This is a genomic window from Nonomuraea sp. NPDC050227 (genome assembly GCF_044459705.1).
Classification (GTDB): domain Bacteria; phylum Actinomycetota; class Actinomycetes; order Streptosporangiales; family Streptosporangiaceae; genus Nonomuraea.
Genome location: NZ_JBITJF010000011.1, coordinates 144,547 through 162,979, shown reverse-complemented (window position 1 = coordinate 162,979; position 18,433 = coordinate 144,547). Strand labels below are relative to the sequence as shown.

Here is an 18,433-nt window from a genome sequence, read left to right as displayed (position 1 = left end):
GCTGCTGCGTGTAGCAGTATGACTACCTATCGTGCGCGTCCGGGAGGGGGACGATGGCGGGGTTCCTGGCCCGCAGGCTGCTCAACTACGTGGTGCTGGTCGGCGTGGCCGCGAGTCTGGCGTACCTGCTGGCCGCCGGGGCGCTCGACCCGCGTTCCAACTACGCCGACCGCACCCCGAAACCGCCGCCCGCCGTCGTCGACGCCCAGCTCACCGCGCTCAACCTCAACGACAAGACCCCGCTGCTGCAGCGCTACGCCACCTGGGCCGCGGGCGTGCTGCACGGCGACTTCGGCAAGACCGTCACCGGCTCGCCCGTGAACGAGGACCTTCGGCGGCGGATGGGGGTCACGTTCCGGCTGGTCATCCTGGGGCTGCTGTTCGGGAGCCTGCTGGGGGTGCTGGTGGGCGCGTACGCGGCGGTGCGGCAGTACGGCTGGTTCGACCGGCTCTCCACGGGCCTGTCGTTCGTCGTGCTCGCGGTGCCGGTCGTGGTGCTGGCCAACATGCTGATCCTGGCCGGCGCCTGGGCCAACGACAACCTCTTCGGCCGCCAGGTGCTGCTGGTCAGCGGCGAGTACAGCGCCGGCCTGCAGACCGGGTTCTGGGGCTACGTGCTCGACCGGGTGCAACACCTGATCCTGCCGACGATCTCGCTGTCCGTCGGCCTGGTCGCGGTCTTCAGCCGCTACCAGCGCAACATGATGCTCGACGTGCTCGGCGCCGACTTCGTCCGCACGGCCAGGGCCAAGGGGCTGAGCAGGGGCCGGGCGCTGACCCGCCACGCGCTGCGCACCGCGCTGATCCCGGTGGCCACCTACTTCGCCTTCACGTTCGGCACCCTGCTGACCGGGGCCACCTTCACCGAGAAGATCTTCGGCTGGCACGGGCTGGGCGAGCAGCTGATCAACTCGATCTTCACCAACGACGTCAACACCGTGGCGGCGATCTCCTTCCTGGCCGCGGTGGCCGTGTTGTGCGCCGCGCTCGCCTCCGACCTGCTGCACGCCGCGCTCGACCCCAGGGTGCGGGCGTGATGACGCTCTCCGACGAGGAGCTGGCGGAGGAGCTGACCGGCGACCTGGGCCGGGCGCCGTCGCGGCTGCGGGTGGTGGCCGGGCGGTTCTTCCGCTCACCGCAGGGGCTGATCGGGTTCGCGGTGCTGGCGCTGATGTTCCTGCTGGCGTTCGCCGGGCCGCTGTTCAGCCCGTGGTCCTACGCCGACAAGGACTTCACGGCGTTCCTGCAGCCGCCCTCGCCGCGGCACTGGTTCGGAACGCTCCAGACGGGCGCCGACGTCTACGCGGTGACGCTGCGCGGCATGCAGAAGTCGCTGATCGTGGGCCTGCTGGCGGCGCTGGTGTCCACGGCGGTGGCGGCCGTGGTGGGCGCCTTCTCCGGCTACTTCCTGGGCTGGACCGACCGGGCGCTGAGCTGGGTGACCGACCTGCTGCTCGTGCTGCCCGCGTTCCTCATCCTGGCGATCATGTCGCCGCTGTTCGGGGCCGGGCAGTGGGTGCTGTTCGTGGTCATGCTGGCGCTGTTCCTGTGGATGGTGACGTCGAAGATCGTCCGGGGGATGACGATCTCGCTGAAGGAGCGCGAGTACATCCAGGCCGCCCGTTTCATGGGGGTGCCGCCGGTGCGGATCATCTTCCGGCACGTGATCCCCAACCTGTCCTCGCTGCTCATCGTCGACGCCACGCTCAACGTCAGCGCGGCCATCCTGACCGAGACCTCGCTGTCGTACTTCGGGTTCGGCATCCAGCCGCCCGACGTGTCCTTCGGCACGCTGATCGCCGACGGCTCGCGCACGGCGGTCTACGCGCCCTGGACGTTCTGGTTCGTGGCCGGGCTGCTGGTGGTCACCGTGCTGGCGGTCAACCTCATGGGCGACGCGCTGCGCGACGCCTTCGACCCGGCGGCGCGGCGATGAGGCCGGCGGCGAACCCCGTCCTGGAGGTCAGCGACCTGCACGTGTCCTTCGGCGACGTGCGCGCGGTGCGCGGGGTCACCTACTCGGTGAGCCCGGGCGAGGTGCTGGGCATCGTGGGCGAGTCCGGGTCGGGCAAGTCGGTCACCTCGGCCGCGGTCATGGGCCTGCTGCCGCCGAGCGCCCGGGTCACCGGGTCGGTGCGGCTGCACGGCAAGGAGCTGATCGGCGCCTCCGAGCGGGAGCTGACCCGCTTCCGCGGCAAGACCGTGTCGATGGTGTTCCAGGACCCGCTGTCGGCGCTCACGCCCGTCTACCGGGTGGGCGACCAGATCGCCGAGGCCGTCCGCGTCCACCAGCGGGTGAGCAAGGAGAACGCCGCGGTCAAGGCCGTCGAGCTGCTGGAGCTGGTCGGCATCCCGTCGCCGAGCGAGCGGGCGCTCGCCTTCCCGCACGAGTTCTCCGGCGGCATGCGGCAGCGCGTGATGATCGCGATGGCCATCGCCAACGACCCCGACGTGATCATCTGCGACGAGCCCACCACCGCGCTCGACGTGACCATCCAGGCGCAGGTGCTGGAGGTGCTGAAGAAGGCCCAGCGGAAGACCGGCGCGGCGATCATCATGATCACGCACGACCTTGGCGTGGTGGCCGGCTTCGCCGACCGGGTCCTGGTCATGTACGCCGGGCGCCCGGTCGAGGTGGGCGACGTCGACGACATCTACTACCGGATGCGCATGCCGTACACGGCGGGGTTGCTGGCCTCGATCCCGCGGGTCGACCGCGGCGGCCGTCAGCCGCTGCTGCCGATCGCCGGGAATCCGCCCTCCCCCGCAGCGCTGCCGCCGGGCTGCCCGTTCGCGCCGCGCTGCCCACTGAAGATCCACGAGTGCGACGAGGCCGAGCCGCCGCTGTTCGAGGTGGCGACGGGCCACCGGGCGGCGTGCATCCGCTGGGAGATCGTCCGCCCTCAGGGCCCGGGCCGCCACGCGGCCGGGGAGCCCGTCGCCCCCGCGGTCCGCGCCGAGCAGCCGGTGCTGGAGGTCGACGGCCTGGTCAAGGACTACCCGCTGCTCAAGGGGGCGCTGTTCAAGCGCAGGGTCGGCACGGTGCACGCGGTGGCGGGCGTCAGCTTCGACATCCGCCGGGGCGAGACGCTGGGCCTGGTCGGCGAGTCGGGCAGCGGCAAGACCACCACGCTCACCCAGATCCTGGAGCTGGTCCCGCCGCAGGAGGGGCGCGTGGTCGTGCTCGGCCGCGACACCGCCCGGCTGGACGGCGCCGGGCGCACCGCGATCCGGCGGGACATGCAGGTCGTCTTCCAGGACCCGATGGCCTCGCTCGACCCGCGCATGACGGTCTACGACATCCTGGCCGAGCCGCTGCGCACCCACGGCGAGCGCCGGCCGGGCCGGCGGGTGGGCGAGCTGCTCGCGCTGGTGGGCCTCGACCGGGCGCACGCCGCCCGCTACCCCCAGGACTTCTCCGGCGGCCAGCGCCAGCGCATCGGCATCGCCAGGGCGCTGGCGCTGGAGCCCAGGCTGCTGGTGCTGGACGAGCCGGTCTCCGCGCTCGACGTGTCGATCCAGGCCGGGATCATCAACCTGCTCGGCTCGCTGCGGTCCAGGCTCGGGCTGTCGTACCTGTTCGTCGCGCACGACCTGGCGGTGGTGCGGTACATCGCCGACCGGGTGGCGGTCATGTATTTGGGCAGGATCGCCGAGATCGGGCAGGTAGACGCGGTCTACGGGGCTCCGGCGCATCCGTACACGCAGGCTCTGCTGTCGGCGATCCCGCTGCCCGACCCGGCGCGTGAGCGCGTACGCGAGCGCATCCTGCTCGAAGGCGACCTGCCCAGCCCGGCCCACCCTCCGACCGGCTGCCGCTTCCGCACCCGCTGCCCGAAGTTCCGCTCGGTGCTCACCCACGACGAGCGCGCGCTCTGCGTGGACGTCGAGCCCGAGGTGCTGCCGGTGGGCGACGACCAGGGCGCGGCCTGCCATTACGCCGAGAGGCTCGACGTCGTCTAGATCAGGAGGAATGCGCTCGATGAAAGCTTCACGTCTTGTCGTGGCCGTCGCCGTGACCGGCTCGCTGTCGCTGGTGAGCTGTGGCGGCGGCGGCTCGGGGGGCGGCTCGGCGAGCGGCACGGAAGGCGCGCACAAGACCATCAAGGCCTTCGACATCAACCCGCAGCCGCGCGACAAGGTCAAGGACGGCGGCACGCTGCGCTGGGGCATCAACGAGTTCCCCAGCCAGTGGAACCGGAACCACGTCGACGGCAACCTGGCGGTGGCGGCCGTGATCAGCAACGCGTTGCTGCCCTCGCCGTTCGTCTCCGACGAGAAGGCGGAGATCACCGTCGATCCCGACTACGTACTCGACGCCAAGGTCACCGACCAGAGCCCGAAGCAGGTGGTCACCTACACGCTCAACCCCAAGGCCAAGTGGTCGGACGGGCAGCCGATCACCTGGGCCGACTACCAGGCCCAGTGGCAGGCGCTCAACGGCCGCAACCCCGAGTTCCACATCGTCTCGGCCACCGGCTACCAGGACATCGAGAAGGTCGAGCGGGGCAAGGACGACCACGAGGTGAAGGTCACCTTCGCCAAGCCGTTCGGCGACTGGCAGTCGCTGTTCGGGCCGCTGCTGCCGGCCGCCACGAACCGGACGCCGCAGGCCTTCAACACCGCGTGGCTGAACAAGATCCCGGTGACCGCCGGGCCGTTCAAGTTCAAGGGCTTCGACCAGACGGCCAAGACGATCACGATCGTCCGCGACGACGCCTGGTGGGGCAACCGGGCCAAGCTCGACCAGATCATCTACCGGGCCTCGGAGCAGGACTCACTGATCGGCGCGTTCAGCAACGGGGAGCTCGACCTCATCGACGTCGGGCCGTCGGCGCCCGACTACGCGCGGGCCAGGGCCACGCAGGGCGCCCAGGTGCGCCAGGCCGCCGGGCCCGACTTCCGGCACTTCACCTTCAACGGGTCGAGCGAGCCGCTCAAGGACGTGAACGTGCGCCAGGCCATCCAGCTCGGCATCAACCGGCAGGCCATCGCGCAGTCCGACCTGCAGGGGCTCGACTGGCCGATCGCGCTGCTGAACAACCACTTCTTCATGAACACCCAGGAGGGCTACCTGGACAACGCCGGAAGTCTCGGCGTCTACAACCCCGAACGCGCCAAGCAAATGCTCGACGCGGCCGGCTGGAAGCTGAACGGGGCCGTCAGGCAGAAGAACGGGCAGCCGCTCGACCTGCGGTTCGTGGTGCCGTCCGGGGTGCAGCTCAGCAAGTCCGAGGGTGAGCTGGCCCAGAACATGCTGGCCCAGATCGGGGTCAAGCTCACCATCAAGGCGGTGCCGAGCGACGACTTCTTCACCAAGTACGTCATCCCCGGCAACTTCGACATCACGCCCTTCGCCTACATCGGGACGCCTTATCCGATTTCGAGCAGCTACGGGATCTACGCGAACTCGGCGAACGGCAAGACGTGGAACGCCAACTTCGGCCGTACCGGCTCGCCGGAGATCGACCAGGCCATGGACAAGGCGGCCCAGAACCTCGACCCGGCCGGCGCCCGCACCCAGACGAACGAGGCCGACGGGCTGATCTGGAAGCTGGTCAACGTCCTGCCGCTCTACCAGCGTCCGCAGAACGTGGCGGCCAAGCAGACGCTGGCCAACGTCGGCGCGCGCGGCTTCTACGACCTGCGCTACGAGGACATCGGCTTCACCGGCTGACCGGCGTTCAACGCTCCACGGCGAGCTTCACGCCGAGCCCGACGAAGATGCCGCCCGTCGCCGTGTTCACCCGGCGGCGGGCGACGGCGCTGCGGCGCAGCCATCCGCCGATGCGCCCGGCCAGCACGCCCACCGCGCCGTCCACGACGAACTCGAAGGCGATCAGGACGGCGCCGAGCACGGCGAACTGCAGCCACATCCGCCCCAGCCCCGGATCGACGAACTGCGGGAGGAAGGCGACGGTGAAGGTGACCATCTTGGGGTTGAGCAGGTTCGTCAGCAGGCCGCTCAGGTAGGCCCGGCGGCCGGACATCCCGGTGCCCGGCTCGGGCATGTCGCTCACCCCGCCCTTGCGGTCCCGCAACATCCGCACGCCCAGGTAGATCAGGTACGCTGCGCCGCCGATCCGTACGACGGTGAAGGCGACCGGCACGGCCGCGAAGAGCGCGGCCAGCCCCGCGGCGGCCACGGCGACGTGGATCGCCTCGCTGGTCGCCACCCCGGCCGTGGCCAGCAGCCCGGCCCTGGGGCCGCCCCGCATCCCGCAGCCCAGGACGAACAGCATGTCGGGGCCGGGCGTGATCATCGCCACGATGGTGGTGACCGCGAACAGCGCGAGAAGATGACCGTCGAGAGGCACGCTTGATCCTCTCATATCCCCTTTTTTCGCCCAATGTGCGGAACGTCGGTGGGAGGCGGTAGAAGTGACGCATGACGATGGAGCTCACCTGGCCGCAGATCCTCTCCTGGCGGCTGCGCAGGCAGTTCGTGGCGGCGGCCGACGGGCCGGACGCGGTGTCGGTGGCCCGCCGGCTGTGCGGGGTGCAGGCGCAGGTCGCCTCCTCGGCCCAGCTCGCGGTGGCGGTCAGGAGCTCCCGGCCCGACCCCGGTGAGATCGACCGGGCCCTGTGGAGCGATCGGACCCTGGTCAAGACCTGGCTCATGCGCGGCACCCTCCACCTGGTGCCCGCCGACGAGCTGGCCGGCCTGTGCGCGGCGCTGAGCACGTTGCGCTTCTGGGAGAAGGGCTCCTGGCAGCGCGGGCACGGCGTGACCGCCGCGGAGATCGAGGCCGTCATCGAGGCCGTTCCCGAGGCGCTGAAGGGTGCGCCGCTGACCCGCGAGGAGCTGGTCGACGCGATCGTGGCGCTGACCGGCGACGCCCATCTCCGCGAGGCGCTGACGTCCGGATGGGGAGCGCTGCTCAAGCCGCTGAGCCGTCTGGGCGAGCTGTGCTACGGGCCGCCCCGCGAGGGCAAGGTGACCTTCACCGCGCCGCGGTCGTGGGTGCCGGGCTGGCCTGGGGAGCTGCCCGGCCAGGAGGAGTCGGGCGTGCGGGTGCTGCGGGCGTTCCTGGGGGCCCACGGGCCGGCCACGCCGGAGATGTTCGACACCTGGCTGTTCGGCGGCGTGGCCAGGAAGGCGGTGCTCAAGGCGTGGGTCAAGGGCCTGGCCCCGGAGCTGGTGGAGGTCAGGGCCGACGACGGCACGACCCTGTACGCGCTGGCCGAGCACGCCGACGACCTGGCCGCCAGCCGGCCCTCGCAGGAGGTCCACCTGCTGCCGGGCTTCGACCAGTTCATCCTGGGGGCGCCGCGGACGCTCGCCCCGCTCGTCCCGCCGTCGCTCAAGCCCAAGGTCAGCCGCCAGGCGGGCTGGATCTCGCCCGTCGTGGTGCACGAGGGCCGGGTGGCCGGTGTGTGGGAGGCGAAGAACGGCGCCATCACCCTCGACCTGGCCGCGCCGGTGCCTCAGGACGCGCTCGACCGCGCCCTGAGCCGCGTGCGATCGCTGCTGGGCCCGGCCTGACGCCGTCCGGTCAGGCGGACGAGCTCGCCATCACCCGGTCGACGATGCCCTTGTTGCCCTCCTCGCGGGCGCAGTGGGCGCAGCAGTACCAGTGCTCGCCCGACTGGACGCCGTGCCCGATGACCTTGGTGCCGCAGTGCTCGCAGATCGGCGCCATGGCCTCGATCGCGCACTGGAAGCAGTCGAAGGTGTGCACGGCCCCCTGCGCGTGCACCTCGAAGGCCATGTCGTAGTCGTTGCCGCAGTTGTCGCAGACGGCCATGGTGATCCCCTCTTCACGTCCGAATCACCTGGGGCAATACCCCGAACCGCGGTGCGCTTTCCCCAACGAAACACCATATTCACGCCGAGTCCCCATCGATGATGACGAACCGTACGATCAGCGGCAGCCCCAGGAGGCCCAGCGCGGCGAGCGCGACGGGCAGCCCGAACGGTCCGGTCAGCCCCGCCACCAGCAGCGGGCTGACGACGAACCCGGCGTAGGAGACCATCGACACGCCCCACACCAGCGTCCCGGTCGGGTCGTCGGCGGCCGAGCGGCTGAGCAGCGCGGGCACCAGCGGCCCGAGCGCCAGCCCGGTCAGGGCGAAGCCCGCCATCGACAGCGGCACGCCGTCACCGAGGCCGGCCAGGCCGATCCCGGCCGCGCCGCCCACCCCGGCGACCAGGTACAGCGCGCGCAGGGGCACCGGAGGCAGGGTCTGCGCGGCGATCCGGCCGGCCGTGAGCGCGGCCATGTAGACCGAGGGAGCCAGGCTCGCCATGAGCGGCGTGGCGGCCCGGTGCTCCTCCAGCAGGAGCACCGACCACTGCTCGACGGCGTTCTCGATCACCAGCACGCATCCGGCCAGCGTCCCGAGCAGCAGCGCGACGCCCCACAGCCGGCGCCCCGCGTGATGGTCGCCGGAGGGGGCGGCCCGGCCGCCGCCCACGGGCAGGGCGGGCAGCGACAGGGACGTCGCCGCCACCAGCACCGCGATCACCAGCAGCACGGCCCGGACGTCCAGGCCGAGCGACCGGGCCAGGCCGGTGAGCGGGGCGGCCACGATGACCGCGAGCGGGAAGGCCGCGTGCACCGCCTGGAAGAGCCGCCGGCCGCTCTCGCGCTCGACGCGTCCCGTGGTCAGGTTGAGCGCCACGTCGAGCGCCCCGCTGGCCGCGCCGAGCAGCAGCAGCCCGGCCACGAGCGGCCAGTACGCGGTGACCGCGGCCAGGCCCGCCACGGCCAGCCCGAACAGGACGGTCGTCGCCATGAGGGCATGGCGCTCGCGCCCGCGGGCCAGCCGACCGGTCAGCGCCATCGCGGGCAGGGCCCCGACGGGCACCGCGCTCAGCGCCGTGCCGAGCTGCGCCGCCGAGACGCTGAGCTCCTGCTTCACGGCAGGCAGCAGAGCCGCCCAGGACCCCCAGAACACCGCCCAGACGGCGGACACCGCGATGAGCGGCATTCACCAACCCCCTTGAATTGCGGTCAAGTCTCGGTAAAGATCGACGACGTCCTTAATATCCCCCGCCGAAGGGAATATCGTGCTGACGCGAACGGTCATCGCGGCCGGCCTGGTCGCCGCCGGTCTCGCCGCCACCCCCTCCGCCGCCTCCGCGGCCACCGCCCCCGAGACGCCCGAGCGCGTCTGCGGCGCGGGCTACCACCGGGTGCAGGACGGCCACCGCGCGATGAAGACGCGCGACGGGAAGGTGTTCGGGCACGTCTACCTCATGTACAACAAGAGCGCCGGGAAGAACTGCGTGGCGGCGATCAAGACCGCCTTCCGCGGCACCCCTACGGTCACCGGCGCCTCCATCGAGGTCCGCGGCGGCGGCCGCAGCGAGGACGTGCAGCGTTACCGCTTCTACGCCGAGACCGGCCACATCGACGGTAGCTGGAAGTGCGTGAAGTACGCGGGCTGGACGCGCACCCCGGACAACCGTGTCGAGGCGTGGGGCGGCCGCGGCTCGTGGGGCAACTGCCGGGGCTGACACGACCGGCCCGGAGCTGTCACATCGCGCCGGGCCACCTCGTCCTGTGTCATGGAAGTGACGACACAGGGAGGATCACCATGACCCAGCGCATCGACATCGCCAAGCTCGCCCCGGAGGCGTACCGGGGGTTCCTGGCGGTGGAGGCGTACATGCACGGCAGCGACCTGCCCGCGGCCACGATCGAGCTGGTCAAGCTGCGGGCCAGCCAGATCAACGGCTGCGGCTACTGCGTGCACATGCACAGCGCGGACATGAAGAAGGCCGGGGAGAGCGACGAGCGGCTGTGGTCGGTCGCCGCCTGGCGGGAGGCCACGGTCTTCACCCCGGCCGAGCGGGCCGCGCTGGCGCTGACCGAGGAGGCGACCCGCCTGGCCGACCGCGGCGAGGCCGTGCCGGACGAGGTGTGGCAGCAGGCGGCCGAGCACTATGACGACAAGCAGCTCGCCGCCCTCGTCGTCGCCATCGCGATGATCAACGCCTGGAACCGGATCGGCGTGACCGCCCGCCTGGTTCCGGGGACGTGACGCGGGCGCACCCGCACGCGAGGCCGTAGACATGCGTTGAGCGGTCCCGGGAGCCCCGGTTAGGTTGGCGCGCAAGGCGGGTGGCGGCACCCGCCGAGCCGCCGTCAGCCGGCGGCGGCCCGGAAGGGGGAAGACCGTGAAACGTGTCAGAGTCCCGAAATCGACGGCCATCAGGCGTCCGCATCCGTCGGCCGAGCCCGATCTGCGCACCCCCTCAGGGCGAAAGTTGCCCTATTAGCTACCCTTTACAGCGAACTTACGGCTGTATCGGTAGATAACAGAGGTAACAGAAACATCACGGGGGGCTCACATGAAGAGGCTTGCGGTGGTGCCGCCGCACATCGCCAGGCACAAGATCCGCGACATCCGGGCGGCGGTCCGCCGCCGAAGGACCGAGGCCACCGACCCCAAGGTGGTCGACCTGAGGGCCTACAGCGGCCGGAACGTGATCCGCTTCCCCGGCGGACCGACGCCGGCCGCCTGAACCGCACGGATTCACCGCACCGCTGAGGCCCGACACGACCGGCTCCCCCCGCCGGCCGTCCGGTCTCAGCCGTAGAGCCTCTTGGCGTAGCCCTCGCCGTAGTACGACTCCAACTGCTCCAGCGTCTCCTCGACCACCTGAACCTCCTTGATCAGAGTGGCGTGCGAGGGCAGGACGGACGGGTTCCAGGAGTCGGGCGTCCAGAGCTGCGAGCGCAGGAACGCCTTGGCGCAGTGGAAGAAGATCTGCTCGATCTCCACCACCAGGGCCAGCCGCGGCCGGTGGCCCTTGACGACCATCTCGTCGAAGAACGGCGCCTCGCGCACGAGCCGGGCGCGGCCGTTCACGCGCAGGGTCTCGTTGCGGCCGGGGATCAGGAAGATCAGGCCCACGTGCGGGTTCTTCAGCACGTTGAGGAACCCGTCGGCGCGGCGGTTGCCCGGACGGTCGGGGATGGCGATCGTGGTGTCGTCGATGACGTGGACGAACCCGGCCGGGTCGCCCTTGGGCGAGACGTCGCAGTTGCCCTCGGCATCGGACGTGGCGATCAGGCAGAACGGGGAGGCCGCCAGCCAGTCGCGATCACGCGCGTGCAGCCGGACCCGCTCCTTGGTCACGGCCCTCGGCATCACCTCGCCCAGCAGTTCCCGCAACTCCTCCTCGGACCCGATCTCCGCCCAGCTCATCTGATCTCCTTTCGAGGGGTACCGCCCGATTTTGTCAGGAGATCGGAGCAAGCATCCTGTGGGGTGCCCTGAGCAGAACGCTGACCGGATCATCACGGTTGTCCGTCAGGCCGGGGCCGGGGCGCACCTCGATGTCCTCCAGCCCGACGGCCGTGCCGCACGACGGGCACCGGGACACGGGGTCGAGCCGGGCGCCGCAGGCGGCGTGGTGGAACAGGCGGCGCGGGCCGTCCCCGCCGAGGTTGCGCTCGCCCCACTGGGACAGGGCCAGCATGGGGACCCACAACTCGCGGCCCGTGGCGGTCAGGACGTACTCGTCGCGGGGCGGGTTGTCCTGGTAGCGGCTCCTGGCCAGCACGCCGGCCTCGACCAGCGCCCCGAGCCGCTGGGACAGGACCGCCCTCGGGATGTCGAGGTGGGCGAGGAAGTCGCCGTAGCGGCGCACGCCGTACATGGCGTCGCGGACGACCAGCAGCGTCCACCGTTCGCCGATCACTTCCAGGGCCCTGGCCAGCGAGCAGTCCTGGCCTTCGTAGTTCTTGCCGAGCGCCATGGGAGCCATGTTAGTTCATTCACCGAACCGTGATACGTTGCGCCGCATGAGTTCAATGACCGAACTGACCCGGGTCCGGCCGGGCACGCTGGCCGTGGCGTCCTCGGCGCCCCTGCTCGTGCTGACGAACTACACGGTGCCGATGGTGACGTTGCCGCAGACGGCCGCGTCCCTGGGCGCCGGGCCGACGGGGCCGGTGTGGATGCTGGGCGGCATCTCGCTCGGGCTGTCGGCGCTGCTGCTGGTCTCCGGCGGGCTGGCCGACGACCACGGGCGCAGGCGGGTGCTGGTGTGGGGGTCGGCCGTGCTGGCCGCCGCCGGGGTGGCGGCCGCGCTGAGCACGTCGGTGCCGGTGTTCGTGCTGGGCAGGCTGGCGCAGGGCGGGGCGAGCGCGGCGATGCTGGCCGCCAGCCTGGGCATCGTCGGCCACGCCTTCCCCTCGGGCGCCGCGCGGGTGCGGGCCACCGGGCTGTACGGCGCCATGATCGGGCTGGGCACCGCGCTCGGCCCGCTGGCCTCCGGCGTGCTGGCCACGGCGGTGAGCTGGCGGGCGGTCTACTGGGTGTTGTCGGCCGCCGCGCTCGCCCTGGCGGTGGCCTCGGCGCGGCTGCTGGCCGAGTCGCGCTCCCCCGCCCCGCGCCGGTTCGACGTGCCCGGCGTGGTGCTGCTCAGCCTGGGCGTGGGGGCGCTGGTCGCGGGGGTCACCGAAGGGCGTGCCGGGTGGGGGCGTCCGGTGGTGATCGGGGCGTTCGCGCTGGCGGCGGTACTGGTGGCGGCGTTCGTGTCGGTGGAGCGCCGGCGTCCGGAGCCGCTGCTCGACCTGGAGCTGTTCGGACGGCCGGTGTTCCTGGTCGCCACCGGCGGCGCGCTGGTCGTGGGGGCGGCGGTGGTGGGTCTGCTCAGCTACCTGCCGACCGTGCTCCAGACCGCGCACGCGCTGACGCCGCTGCAGACCGGCCTGCTGTTCTGCCTCTGGTCGGGCACGTCGTTCGCGGTGTCGCTGGCGTCCCGGCTGGTACGCCTGCGCACCGCCGCCCGGCTGGCCCTCGGCCTCGGCCTGACCGCGCTCGGGTTCGCCGGCCTGCTGGGCGTGGGCGGCTCGCTGGACCTGCCGCTGGTCATCGCCGGGCTGGTGGTGAGCGGCGCCGGGTCCGGGCTGATCAACTCCTCGATCACCCACCTGGCGATCGAGAGCGTGCCGGCCCACCGGGTCAGCATGGGGTCGGGCGCCAACAACACCGCCCGCTACGTCGGCTCCTCCCTGGGCGCGGCCGGCGTGGCCGCAGTCGTCGGCGCGTTCGGCGTGGACCGGGGGGCGACGGTCGCGGTGGCGGCCTGCATCGTGCTGGCGGCGGTGACGGCCCTGGCCGCCGTGCTCACCCGCCCCTGAGCCCGCCGCTGGGTCCGGCCCTGAGCCCGGTCCCGGCTACCAGCGGCGGGCGTGGGCCATCGAGGTGAGCAGGGCGTCGCGTTCCATGGCGAACCTGGCCGGGTCCATGCCCTGCCGTTCGGCCCGCAGGTGCAGCACGGTCAGCTCGGTCGCCGCCTGCTGGTAGTCGCTCATCGCGCGGCCGAGCCCGGCGCCCCTGGCCCACCTGCGGGCCGCCTTGCGGGCCTTGAGCGTGCTGAGCATCTTCAGGTCCGCCGCCGTGACCAGGCCGGTCTGGCCGTAGCCGGGCAGGTAGACGCCCATCTTCGAGACGAGCTGGCGGCGTTCGACGACGGTGACCACGATGAGCAGGACCAGCGCCACCATGATCACCAGGTACGCCGTGCCCAGCCAGGCCAGCGACTGGGTGGAGGCGGCGCCGTTCCACAGCCCGTGCAGGACGACCGCGCCCAGGTAGCCGAGCGGGATCGCGGCGAACCTGGCGGGCGTGCGGCGGGTGAGCGCGTAGGCGACGCCGAGCCCGATCATCGAGGTGTAGATGGGGTGGCCGAGCGGGTCGATCAGCCCTCTGAGCACGAACAGCCGGACCGCGGCGCCGGTGCCGTCCTGGCCGAACGCGATCAGGTAGTAGCCGATGTTCTCCACGGCGGCGAAGCCGAGCCCCGCCATGGAGGCGTAGACGATGCCGTCGGTCAGGCCGTCGATCTCCTGCTTCCTGCGCAGGAGCAGCAGCAGCGCCGACCCCTTCAGCGCCTCCTCGATCACCGGGGCCAGGAACACGGTGCCGACGTCGTTGACGAGCTGGGCGCCGTAACCGGCCCGCAGGAACAGCGCCTGTCCGGCCAGCGTCAGCCCGACGCCGAGCACGATCGCCAGGCCCGCGCCCCACGCGAAGGCGAAGGCCAGGTGCAGCTTCGGCTCCGGCTCCAGCCGGTCGAGCGAGAGCACCGCGGCCAGCAGCACCGGCAGCGGCGCTAGCCCGAGCACCGCCGACAGCCCGAACCCGACCGGCCCGCCTTTGTGCAGCATGAGACCGAGGACGATCAGCGCGAGGACGCCTGAGACGACCAGTCCGATCAGGAGCGCCTTGCTGGGTCTCCTGGCGGGGTGCGGAGCTGTCATGGGGGGCGCCTTTCTCCGACTCAGTGCACCTACTATGAGCGTTCCCGGCCGTCGCGCACTTGACAGTCGCCTACATCACCGTGACTCGCGGTAATAGGGATCGGCCACGACGGATTCCCCGTCCACGTAGGAGTACACCTCACGCCCGGTGATGAACACCCTCAGCGCCCGGCTCATCACGTCGAGCGGGTCGCCCGACCAGATCACCACGTCGCCGTCGAGGCCGGGGCGCAGCGAGCCCACCCGGTCGTCAAGGCCCATGATGCGGGCGGGGTTGACGGTGATCGAGCGCAGCGCGGTGTCCCGGTCGAGCCCTTCCTTGACGGCGAGGGTGGCCTGGTGGACGAGGAAGTGGATGGGCACCACCGGATGGTCGGTGGTGATCGCCAGCTCGACCCCGGCCCGCGCGAGGATGCCCGGGTTGCGCAGGGCGCGCTGCCGCAGCTCGACCTTCGACCGGCTGGTGAACAGCGGGCCGATGATGACCGGCACGTTCCGCTCGGCCAGCGTGTCGGCCAGCAGGTGGCCCTCGGTGCCGTGGTTGAGGATCAGCCGGTGGCCGAACTCGTCGGCCAGGCGCAACGCGGTGGCGATGTCGTCGGCCCGGTGCGCGTGCTGGCACCACGGCAGCTCGCCGTCGAGCACCCGGACCAGGATCTCCAGCGTGCCGTCGCGGTCGAACGGCTTGTCCTCGCGCTCGGCCGCGGCCTTCCTCGCCTTGTAGTCCTGCGCCTTCATGAGGGCGTCGCGGATCACCGCGGCCACGCCCTGCCGGGTGGAGGGCAGCTTCTTCTGGTCGCCGTAGACGCGCTTGGGGTTCTCCCCCAGCGCGCTCTTGACGCTCACCGGCTCTCTGACCAGCATCTCGTCGACCGACCTGCCCCAGCACTTGACCGCGACCGTCTGGCCGCCGATCGGGTTGCCGGAGCCCGGCTTGATCACGACCGTGGTGACGCCGCCGGACAGCGCGTCGGCGAAGCCCTGGTCGGCCGGGTTGATGGCGTCGAGGGCGCGCAGCCGGGCCCCGTTGGGGTCGGTCATCTCGTTGGTGTCGTTGCCCGCCCAGCCCTCGGCCTCCTCGTACACGCCGAGATGACCGTGCGCCTCGACGAAACCGGGCAGCACCCAGCCGCCGTCCGCGTCCACGACGGTGGCGGAGTCGGGGATGGTCACGTCCCGCCCCACGGCGAGGATCTTCCCGTCGCCGACCAGAACCGTGCCGCCCTCGATGGGATCTCCGTCAACCGGCACGACATATCCGTTGATGATGGCGAGAGTCATAGCGGCAACTTACCGTTGCCATGCTTTCCCCCGTAAAGCCTGGACCGATAACCAGATTTCGGGCATGCTTGTCGAGATCTTCAGTCAAGGCCAATTGAAAGGGACGTACTGGTGCGCATGCCCGCAAAGGCAATCCTTCTGACGGCGGCGATCGGTCTCAGCGGCGTTCTCGCGACCCCGGCGAACGCCACGGCCGCGAGCACCCCGCAGGGCGTCTGCGGATCGGGCTTCGGGCTCGTCTCCGGCGGCGCGAAGCCCGTCAAGACCCAGGGCGGCAAGCGCTACGGCACGGTCTACCTCCTGTACAACCGCGGCACCGGCCAGAACTGCGTGGTCACCATCAAGTCCAGCTTCATCGGCTCGAAGACGCAGATGAGCGCCAGGCTCACCGTCATGCCCAAGCCGGTCAAGGACGAGAAGCAGGACCCGATCATGCGCATCGACGCCGGCAAGTTCGGGCAGTACGCCGGGCCGGTCAAGTACTGGGCCAAGGGCGCCTGCGTGAAGTTCTGGGGCACGATCCAGGGGACCGACGGGTCCATCGCCGGCGGCGGCCGTACCAGCTGGGGCAACTGCGGCTAGGGGCCTCCCGCGCGGGTAGTCGTGCCGCCATGCTGACCGAACTGTACGAGCGCTGGCTGCTCGAACTGTGGAACGGCGACTTCCCCCTCGCGCACGACCTGGTGACCCCCGAGTTCGTCGGCCACTGGCCCGGCGCGGACGTGCACGGCCCCGACGGGCTGATCGAGGCGATCCGGCAGGGCCACGAACCGTTCGACGACGTCCGGGTCACGCTCGACGTGGGCCCGGCCGTCGACGGCGACCTGGTCGCCGCCCGGTGGACGTTCACCGGCGCCTACCGGGGCGGCCTGCCCGGCGCGAGCGCCCCGGCGGGCACCCCCGTCTCCTTCTCGGGGCACGACCTCCTGCGTGCCACGGACGGACGATTCTCCGAATACTGGGTGATCTCCGACGTCCAGTCGTTCTCCCGGCAACTCGGGATAGGCTGACATATTCGCATCACGACGGGGGTCGAAGGATGTCACAGGAGGCAATGGGGGCGATGGGCTCGATGGGCGCACAGCCGCTGGAGCTGCCCGAGGAGGACCTGTCGGCGCTGCTCGCCGGCCAGCGCTTCGGCGCGCTCGCCACGAACGGCGGCGGCGGCCGTCCGCAGTTGTCCACGGTGGTCTACACCTGGGACCCGCCGCGGCGGGTGGTGCGGATCTCGACCGTCGCCGACCGGCTGACGGTGCGCCGCCTGCACCAGGACCCCCGCTGCGCGCTCTACGTCGCCAGCGACGACTTCGGCTCCTACGCCGTCGCCGAGGGCGAGGCCGAGCTGTCCCCCGTGAGCGACCGGCCGGGTGACGAGGTGGGCCTGGAGCTGCTGGCCATGCAGCCGTCCTTCGGTGACGCCGCGGGCGAGCTGGCGTTCCTGCACCGGATGGTCGCCGACCGCCGGCTGGTGGTCAGGATCCAGGCGAGACGGCTCTACGGGGCCCTGCTGCCGACGCCCTGACCGCGCGCCGCCGGTTGTAGGCCACCATCGCCACCACCAGCAGGATCAGCGCCAGGTCGATGGCCGCCGACCAGCGCATGGCCCGCGCGTGGTGGCCGCCCTCGGCGACCGCGAAGTAGACCGCCCCGATCACCGCCACGCCGCCCGCGCCGGCGAACTGCTGCGCCGTGCTGAGCACGCCCGACCCGATGCCGGCCTGGTGCGGCGCGACCTCCACCAGCGCCGCGCCGATGAGCCGCGGCAGGACCAGGCCGTTGCCCGAGCCCACGAGCATGAGCGCGACCATGACGTACGGCAGCCCCCACCCGGCCCCGGCCACCAGCAGCGCCAGCCCCAGGGCGGTGACCAGGCCGCCGATCATGACGACGACCAGCCCGTACCGGCCGACCAGGCGGGTGCCGAGCAGCGAGGTCACGGTGAACAGCACGCCCATCGGCGCGAAGGCCAGGCCCGCCTGGAACGCGGTGAGCCCGAGCCCGCTCTGCAGCAGCAGCGTCAGCGTGAACATGAACGAGGCGAAGTACGCCATGAACGCGACGATCGCCCCGACGCCCGCCAGGTAGGAGTGGACCTTGAGCAGGCCGAGGTCGAGCACCGGCTGCCCGCCCCGGGCGGCCAGCGTCCGCTGCCACCACCAGGTCAGCGCGAACACCGGCGCGCTCGCCGCCATGGCGGCCCACGTCCAGGCGGGCCAGCCCAGGCTGTTGCCGAGGCCGAGCGGCACCAGCAGCAGCGCCAGCCCGGCGGCCAGACCCGCCGCGCCCGGCAGGTCGAACGCGACGGGCTTGTGCGGATCGGCCTCGGGCAGCAGCCACCGGGCCAGCGGCACGACGACCAGCCCGACCGGCAGGTTGATCAGGAAGATCACCCGCCAGCCCAGGCCGAACACGTCGGCGGTGAGCAGCAGGCCACCGAGCACCTGGCCGGCGATGGAGCCGAGGCCGCCGGCGGCGCCGTACCAGCCGAGGGCGCGGCCGCGGCGCTCCGGCGGGTAGACGGCCGAGATCATGGCCAGCACCTGGGGCACCATGACGGCGCCGGCCAGGCCCTGGAGCAGCCGGGCGGCGACCAGCCAGGCGGCGCCGGGCGCGAGGCCGCACAACACCGAGGCGACGGTGAACCCGGCCACGCCGAGGACGAACAGCCGCCGGTAGCCGTGGCGGTCGCCGAGCCGGCCGCCGGTGATCATGCCGGCCGCGTACGTGAAGGCGTACCCGGCCACGATCAGCTCCAGGGCGGCCGGACCGGCGCTCAGGTCGTGCTCGATGGCCGGCGCGGCCACGTTGACCACGAAGAAGTCGAACTGGGCCATGAACCACGCCGACAGCAGGACCGGCAGCACCCCTCGCATCTTGTCAGGCTAGATCAGACAGGCTCTTGCAAGTTGAGTGGGAGGGGCTTACGA

Annotated in this window: 20 protein-coding genes; 12 read left to right on the top strand and 8 right to left on the bottom strand. The window is 71.6% G+C overall.

The annotated features are described in order from the left end of the window. Positions 1–53 precede the first annotated feature (53 nt). From ACIBK9_RS36450 to ACIBK9_RS36435, 4 genes are read left to right on the top strand one after another with little or no spacing between them, the layout of a single operon-like run. Positions 54–1,037 (top strand): ABC transporter permease, encoded by a 984-nt coding sequence (locus ACIBK9_RS36450; RefSeq protein ID WP_358284224.1) that lies wholly within the window; start codon positions 54–56, stop codon positions 1,035–1,037. Beyond that, on the top strand, positions 1,037–1,936 hold the full coding sequence (locus tag ACIBK9_RS36445) for an ABC transporter permease (protein ID WP_397163246.1): 900 nt from the start codon (positions 1,037–1,039) through the stop codon (positions 1,934–1,936). The genes ACIBK9_RS36450 and ACIBK9_RS36445 overlap by 1 nt, the downstream gene beginning before the upstream one ends. After that, entirely contained in the window at positions 1,933–3,963 is a 2,031-nt protein-coding gene (locus ACIBK9_RS36440; RefSeq protein WP_397163245.1) for a dipeptide ABC transporter ATP-binding protein, read from the top strand. Before ACIBK9_RS36445 ends, ACIBK9_RS36440 begins: the two co-directional genes overlap by 4 nt. A 19-nt stretch (positions 3,964–3,982) precedes the next feature. Continuing rightward, entirely contained in the window at positions 3,983–5,677 is a 1,695-nt protein-coding gene (locus tag ACIBK9_RS36435; protein ID WP_397163243.1) for an ABC transporter family substrate-binding protein, read from the top strand. A gap of 7 nt (positions 5,678–5,684) precedes the next feature. Here the strand turns inward: ACIBK9_RS36435 and ACIBK9_RS36430 are convergent, their stop codons facing one another. Beyond that, positions 5,685–6,317, bottom strand: coding sequence for a LysE family translocator (locus ACIBK9_RS36430; protein ID WP_364329247.1), 633 nt, complete (start codon positions 6,315–6,317; stop codon positions 5,685–5,687). Between the two features lie 71 nt (positions 6,318–6,388). On the opposite strand from ACIBK9_RS36430, the gene ACIBK9_RS36425 reads away from it, so the two are divergent. Further along, positions 6,389–7,486 carry a winged helix DNA-binding domain-containing protein gene (locus ACIBK9_RS36425; RefSeq protein ID WP_397163241.1) on the top strand — a complete coding sequence of 366 codons (1,098 nt, stop codon included), beginning with the start codon at positions 6,389–6,391 and terminating at the stop codon, positions 7,484–7,486. Positions 7,487–7,496: 10 nt separating this feature from the next. On the opposite strand, the gene ACIBK9_RS36420 is transcribed toward ACIBK9_RS36425, so the two are convergent. Further along, positions 7,497–7,748 (bottom strand): hypothetical protein, encoded by a 252-nt coding sequence (locus ACIBK9_RS36420; RefSeq protein WP_352326656.1) that lies wholly within the window; start codon positions 7,746–7,748, stop codon positions 7,497–7,499. A gap of 79 nt (positions 7,749–7,827) precedes the next feature. After that, positions 7,828–8,934 carry an MFS transporter gene (locus tag ACIBK9_RS36415; protein ID WP_397163238.1) on the bottom strand — a complete coding sequence of 369 codons (1,107 nt, stop codon included), beginning with the start codon at positions 8,932–8,934 and terminating at the stop codon, positions 7,828–7,830. Positions 8,935–9,013: 79 nt separating this feature from the next. Here ACIBK9_RS36415 and ACIBK9_RS36410 point away from each other — a divergent pair, with 79 nt between their 5' ends. The 3 genes from ACIBK9_RS36410 to ACIBK9_RS36400 all read left to right on the top strand — a co-directional run bounded on the left by ACIBK9_RS36410 (position 9,014) and on the right by ACIBK9_RS36400 (position 10,474). Beyond that, a complete protein-coding gene (locus ACIBK9_RS36410) occupies positions 9,014–9,463 on the top strand; it encodes a hypothetical protein (RefSeq protein WP_387663585.1) in 450 nt (149 codons plus the stop codon). A gap of 80 nt (positions 9,464–9,543) precedes the next feature. Next, a complete protein-coding gene (locus tag ACIBK9_RS36405; protein ID WP_397163236.1) occupies positions 9,544–9,990 on the top strand; it encodes a carboxymuconolactone decarboxylase family protein in 447 nt (148 codons plus the stop codon). Positions 9,991–10,300: 310 nt separating this feature from the next. Continuing rightward, positions 10,301–10,474: a hypothetical protein gene (locus ACIBK9_RS36400; RefSeq protein ID WP_352357779.1), complete on the top strand. Its 174-nt coding sequence runs from the start codon at positions 10,301–10,303 to the stop codon at positions 10,472–10,474. Between the two features lie 65 nt (positions 10,475–10,539). Here the strand turns inward: ACIBK9_RS36400 and ACIBK9_RS36395 are convergent, their stop codons facing one another. After that, a complete protein-coding gene (locus ACIBK9_RS36395; RefSeq protein WP_387663581.1) occupies positions 10,540–11,160 on the bottom strand; it encodes a pyridoxamine 5'-phosphate oxidase family protein in 621 nt (206 codons plus the stop codon). Positions 11,161–11,194: 34 nt separating this feature from the next. After that, positions 11,195–11,713, bottom strand: a complete 519-nt coding sequence (locus ACIBK9_RS36390; RefSeq protein WP_358284201.1) for a helix-turn-helix domain-containing protein — start codon at positions 11,711–11,713, stop codon at positions 11,195–11,197. A 46-nt stretch (positions 11,714–11,759) separates the two neighbouring features. Between ACIBK9_RS36390 and ACIBK9_RS36385 the strand changes: the two genes are divergently transcribed. Next, positions 11,760–13,103, top strand: coding sequence for an MFS transporter (locus ACIBK9_RS36385; RefSeq protein ID WP_397163233.1), 1,344 nt, complete (start codon positions 11,760–11,762; stop codon positions 13,101–13,103). A gap of 36 nt (positions 13,104–13,139) precedes the next feature. Here ACIBK9_RS36385 and ACIBK9_RS36380 read toward each other — a convergent pair whose 3' ends face one another. Continuing rightward, positions 13,140–14,225, bottom strand: a complete 1,086-nt coding sequence (locus ACIBK9_RS36380; protein ID WP_364329272.1) for a PrsW family intramembrane metalloprotease — start codon at positions 14,223–14,225, stop codon at positions 13,140–13,142. Between the two features lie 75 nt (positions 14,226–14,300). Next, positions 14,301–15,506, bottom strand: coding sequence for an amidohydrolase (locus ACIBK9_RS36375; RefSeq protein ID WP_397163232.1), 1,206 nt, complete (start codon positions 15,504–15,506; stop codon positions 14,301–14,303). A 117-nt stretch (positions 15,507–15,623) separates the two neighbouring features. On the opposite strand from ACIBK9_RS36375, the gene ACIBK9_RS36370 reads away from it, so the two are divergent. From ACIBK9_RS36370 to ACIBK9_RS36360, 3 genes are read left to right on the top strand one after another with little or no spacing between them, the layout of a single operon-like run. Next, a complete protein-coding gene (locus tag ACIBK9_RS36370) occupies positions 15,624–16,088 on the top strand; it encodes a hypothetical protein (protein WP_397163230.1) in 465 nt (154 codons plus the stop codon). Between the two features lie 29 nt (positions 16,089–16,117). Continuing rightward, the gene (locus ACIBK9_RS36365) at positions 16,118–16,516 is read left to right on the top strand and encodes an ester cyclase (RefSeq protein WP_397163228.1); all 399 of its coding nucleotides are present in this window, start codon (positions 16,118–16,120) and stop codon (positions 16,514–16,516) included. 29 nt (positions 16,517–16,545) lie between these two features. After that, positions 16,546–17,028 (top strand): pyridoxamine 5'-phosphate oxidase family protein, encoded by a 483-nt coding sequence (locus ACIBK9_RS36360; protein WP_397163226.1) that lies wholly within the window; start codon positions 16,546–16,548, stop codon positions 17,026–17,028. Here ACIBK9_RS36360 and ACIBK9_RS36355 read toward each other — a convergent pair. After that, positions 16,979–18,379, bottom strand: coding sequence for an MFS transporter (locus ACIBK9_RS36355; protein WP_397163225.1), 1,401 nt, complete (start codon positions 18,377–18,379; stop codon positions 16,979–16,981). The two genes, ACIBK9_RS36360 and ACIBK9_RS36355, sit on opposite strands and share 50 nt — an antisense overlap. Positions 18,380–18,433 lie beyond the last annotated feature (54 nt).

What these genes read in the sequence shown, in the direction of transcription:
- ACIBK9_RS36450 (WP_358284224.1), top strand. Translation starts at nt 54, where the DNA reads ATGGCGGGGTTCCTGGCCCGCAGGCTGCTCAACTACGTGGTGCTGGTC.
- ACIBK9_RS36445 (WP_397163246.1), top strand. Translation starts at nt 1,037, where the DNA reads ATGACGCTCTCCGACGAGGAGCTGGCGGAGGAGCTGACCGGCGACCTG.
- ACIBK9_RS36440 (WP_397163245.1), top strand. Translation starts at nt 1,933, where the DNA reads ATGAGGCCGGCGGCGAACCCCGTCCTGGAGGTCAGCGACCTGCACGTG.
- ACIBK9_RS36435 (WP_397163243.1), top strand. Translation starts at nt 3,983, where the DNA reads ATGAAAGCTTCACGTCTTGTCGTGGCCGTCGCCGTGACCGGCTCGCTG.
- ACIBK9_RS36425 (WP_397163241.1), top strand. Translation starts at nt 6,389, where the DNA reads ATGACGATGGAGCTCACCTGGCCGCAGATCCTCTCCTGGCGGCTGCGC.
- ACIBK9_RS36420 (WP_352326656.1), bottom strand. Translation starts at nt 7,748, where the DNA reads ATGGCCGTCTGCGACAACTGCGGCAACGACTACGACATGGCCTTCGAG.
- ACIBK9_RS36415 (WP_397163238.1), bottom strand. Translation starts at nt 8,934, where the DNA reads ATGCCGCTCATCGCGGTGTCCGCCGTCTGGGCGGTGTTCTGGGGGTCC.
- ACIBK9_RS36405 (WP_397163236.1), top strand. Translation starts at nt 9,544, where the DNA reads ATGACCCAGCGCATCGACATCGCCAAGCTCGCCCCGGAGGCGTACCGG.
- ACIBK9_RS36400 (WP_352357779.1), top strand. Translation starts at nt 10,301, where the DNA reads ATGAAGAGGCTTGCGGTGGTGCCGCCGCACATCGCCAGGCACAAGATC.
- ACIBK9_RS36395 (WP_387663581.1), bottom strand. Translation starts at nt 11,160, where the DNA reads ATGAGCTGGGCGGAGATCGGGTCCGAGGAGGAGTTGCGGGAACTGCTG.
- ACIBK9_RS36390 (WP_358284201.1), bottom strand. Translation starts at nt 11,713, where the DNA reads ATGGCGCTCGGCAAGAACTACGAAGGCCAGGACTGCTCGCTGGCCAGG.
- ACIBK9_RS36385 (WP_397163233.1), top strand. Translation starts at nt 11,760, where the DNA reads ATGAGTTCAATGACCGAACTGACCCGGGTCCGGCCGGGCACGCTGGCC.
- ACIBK9_RS36380 (WP_364329272.1), bottom strand. Translation starts at nt 14,225, where the DNA reads ATGACAGCTCCGCACCCCGCCAGGAGACCCAGCAAGGCGCTCCTGATC.
- ACIBK9_RS36375 (WP_397163232.1), bottom strand. Translation starts at nt 15,506, where the DNA reads ATGACTCTCGCCATCATCAACGGATATGTCGTGCCGGTTGACGGAGAT.
- ACIBK9_RS36370 (WP_397163230.1), top strand. Translation starts at nt 15,624, where the DNA reads ATGCCCGCAAAGGCAATCCTTCTGACGGCGGCGATCGGTCTCAGCGGC.
- ACIBK9_RS36365 (WP_397163228.1), top strand. Translation starts at nt 16,118, where the DNA reads ATGCTGACCGAACTGTACGAGCGCTGGCTGCTCGAACTGTGGAACGGC.
- ACIBK9_RS36360 (WP_397163226.1), top strand. Translation starts at nt 16,546, where the DNA reads ATGTCACAGGAGGCAATGGGGGCGATGGGCTCGATGGGCGCACAGCCG.
- ACIBK9_RS36355 (WP_397163225.1), bottom strand. Translation starts at nt 18,379, where the DNA reads ATGCGAGGGGTGCTGCCGGTCCTGCTGTCGGCGTGGTTCATGGCCCAG.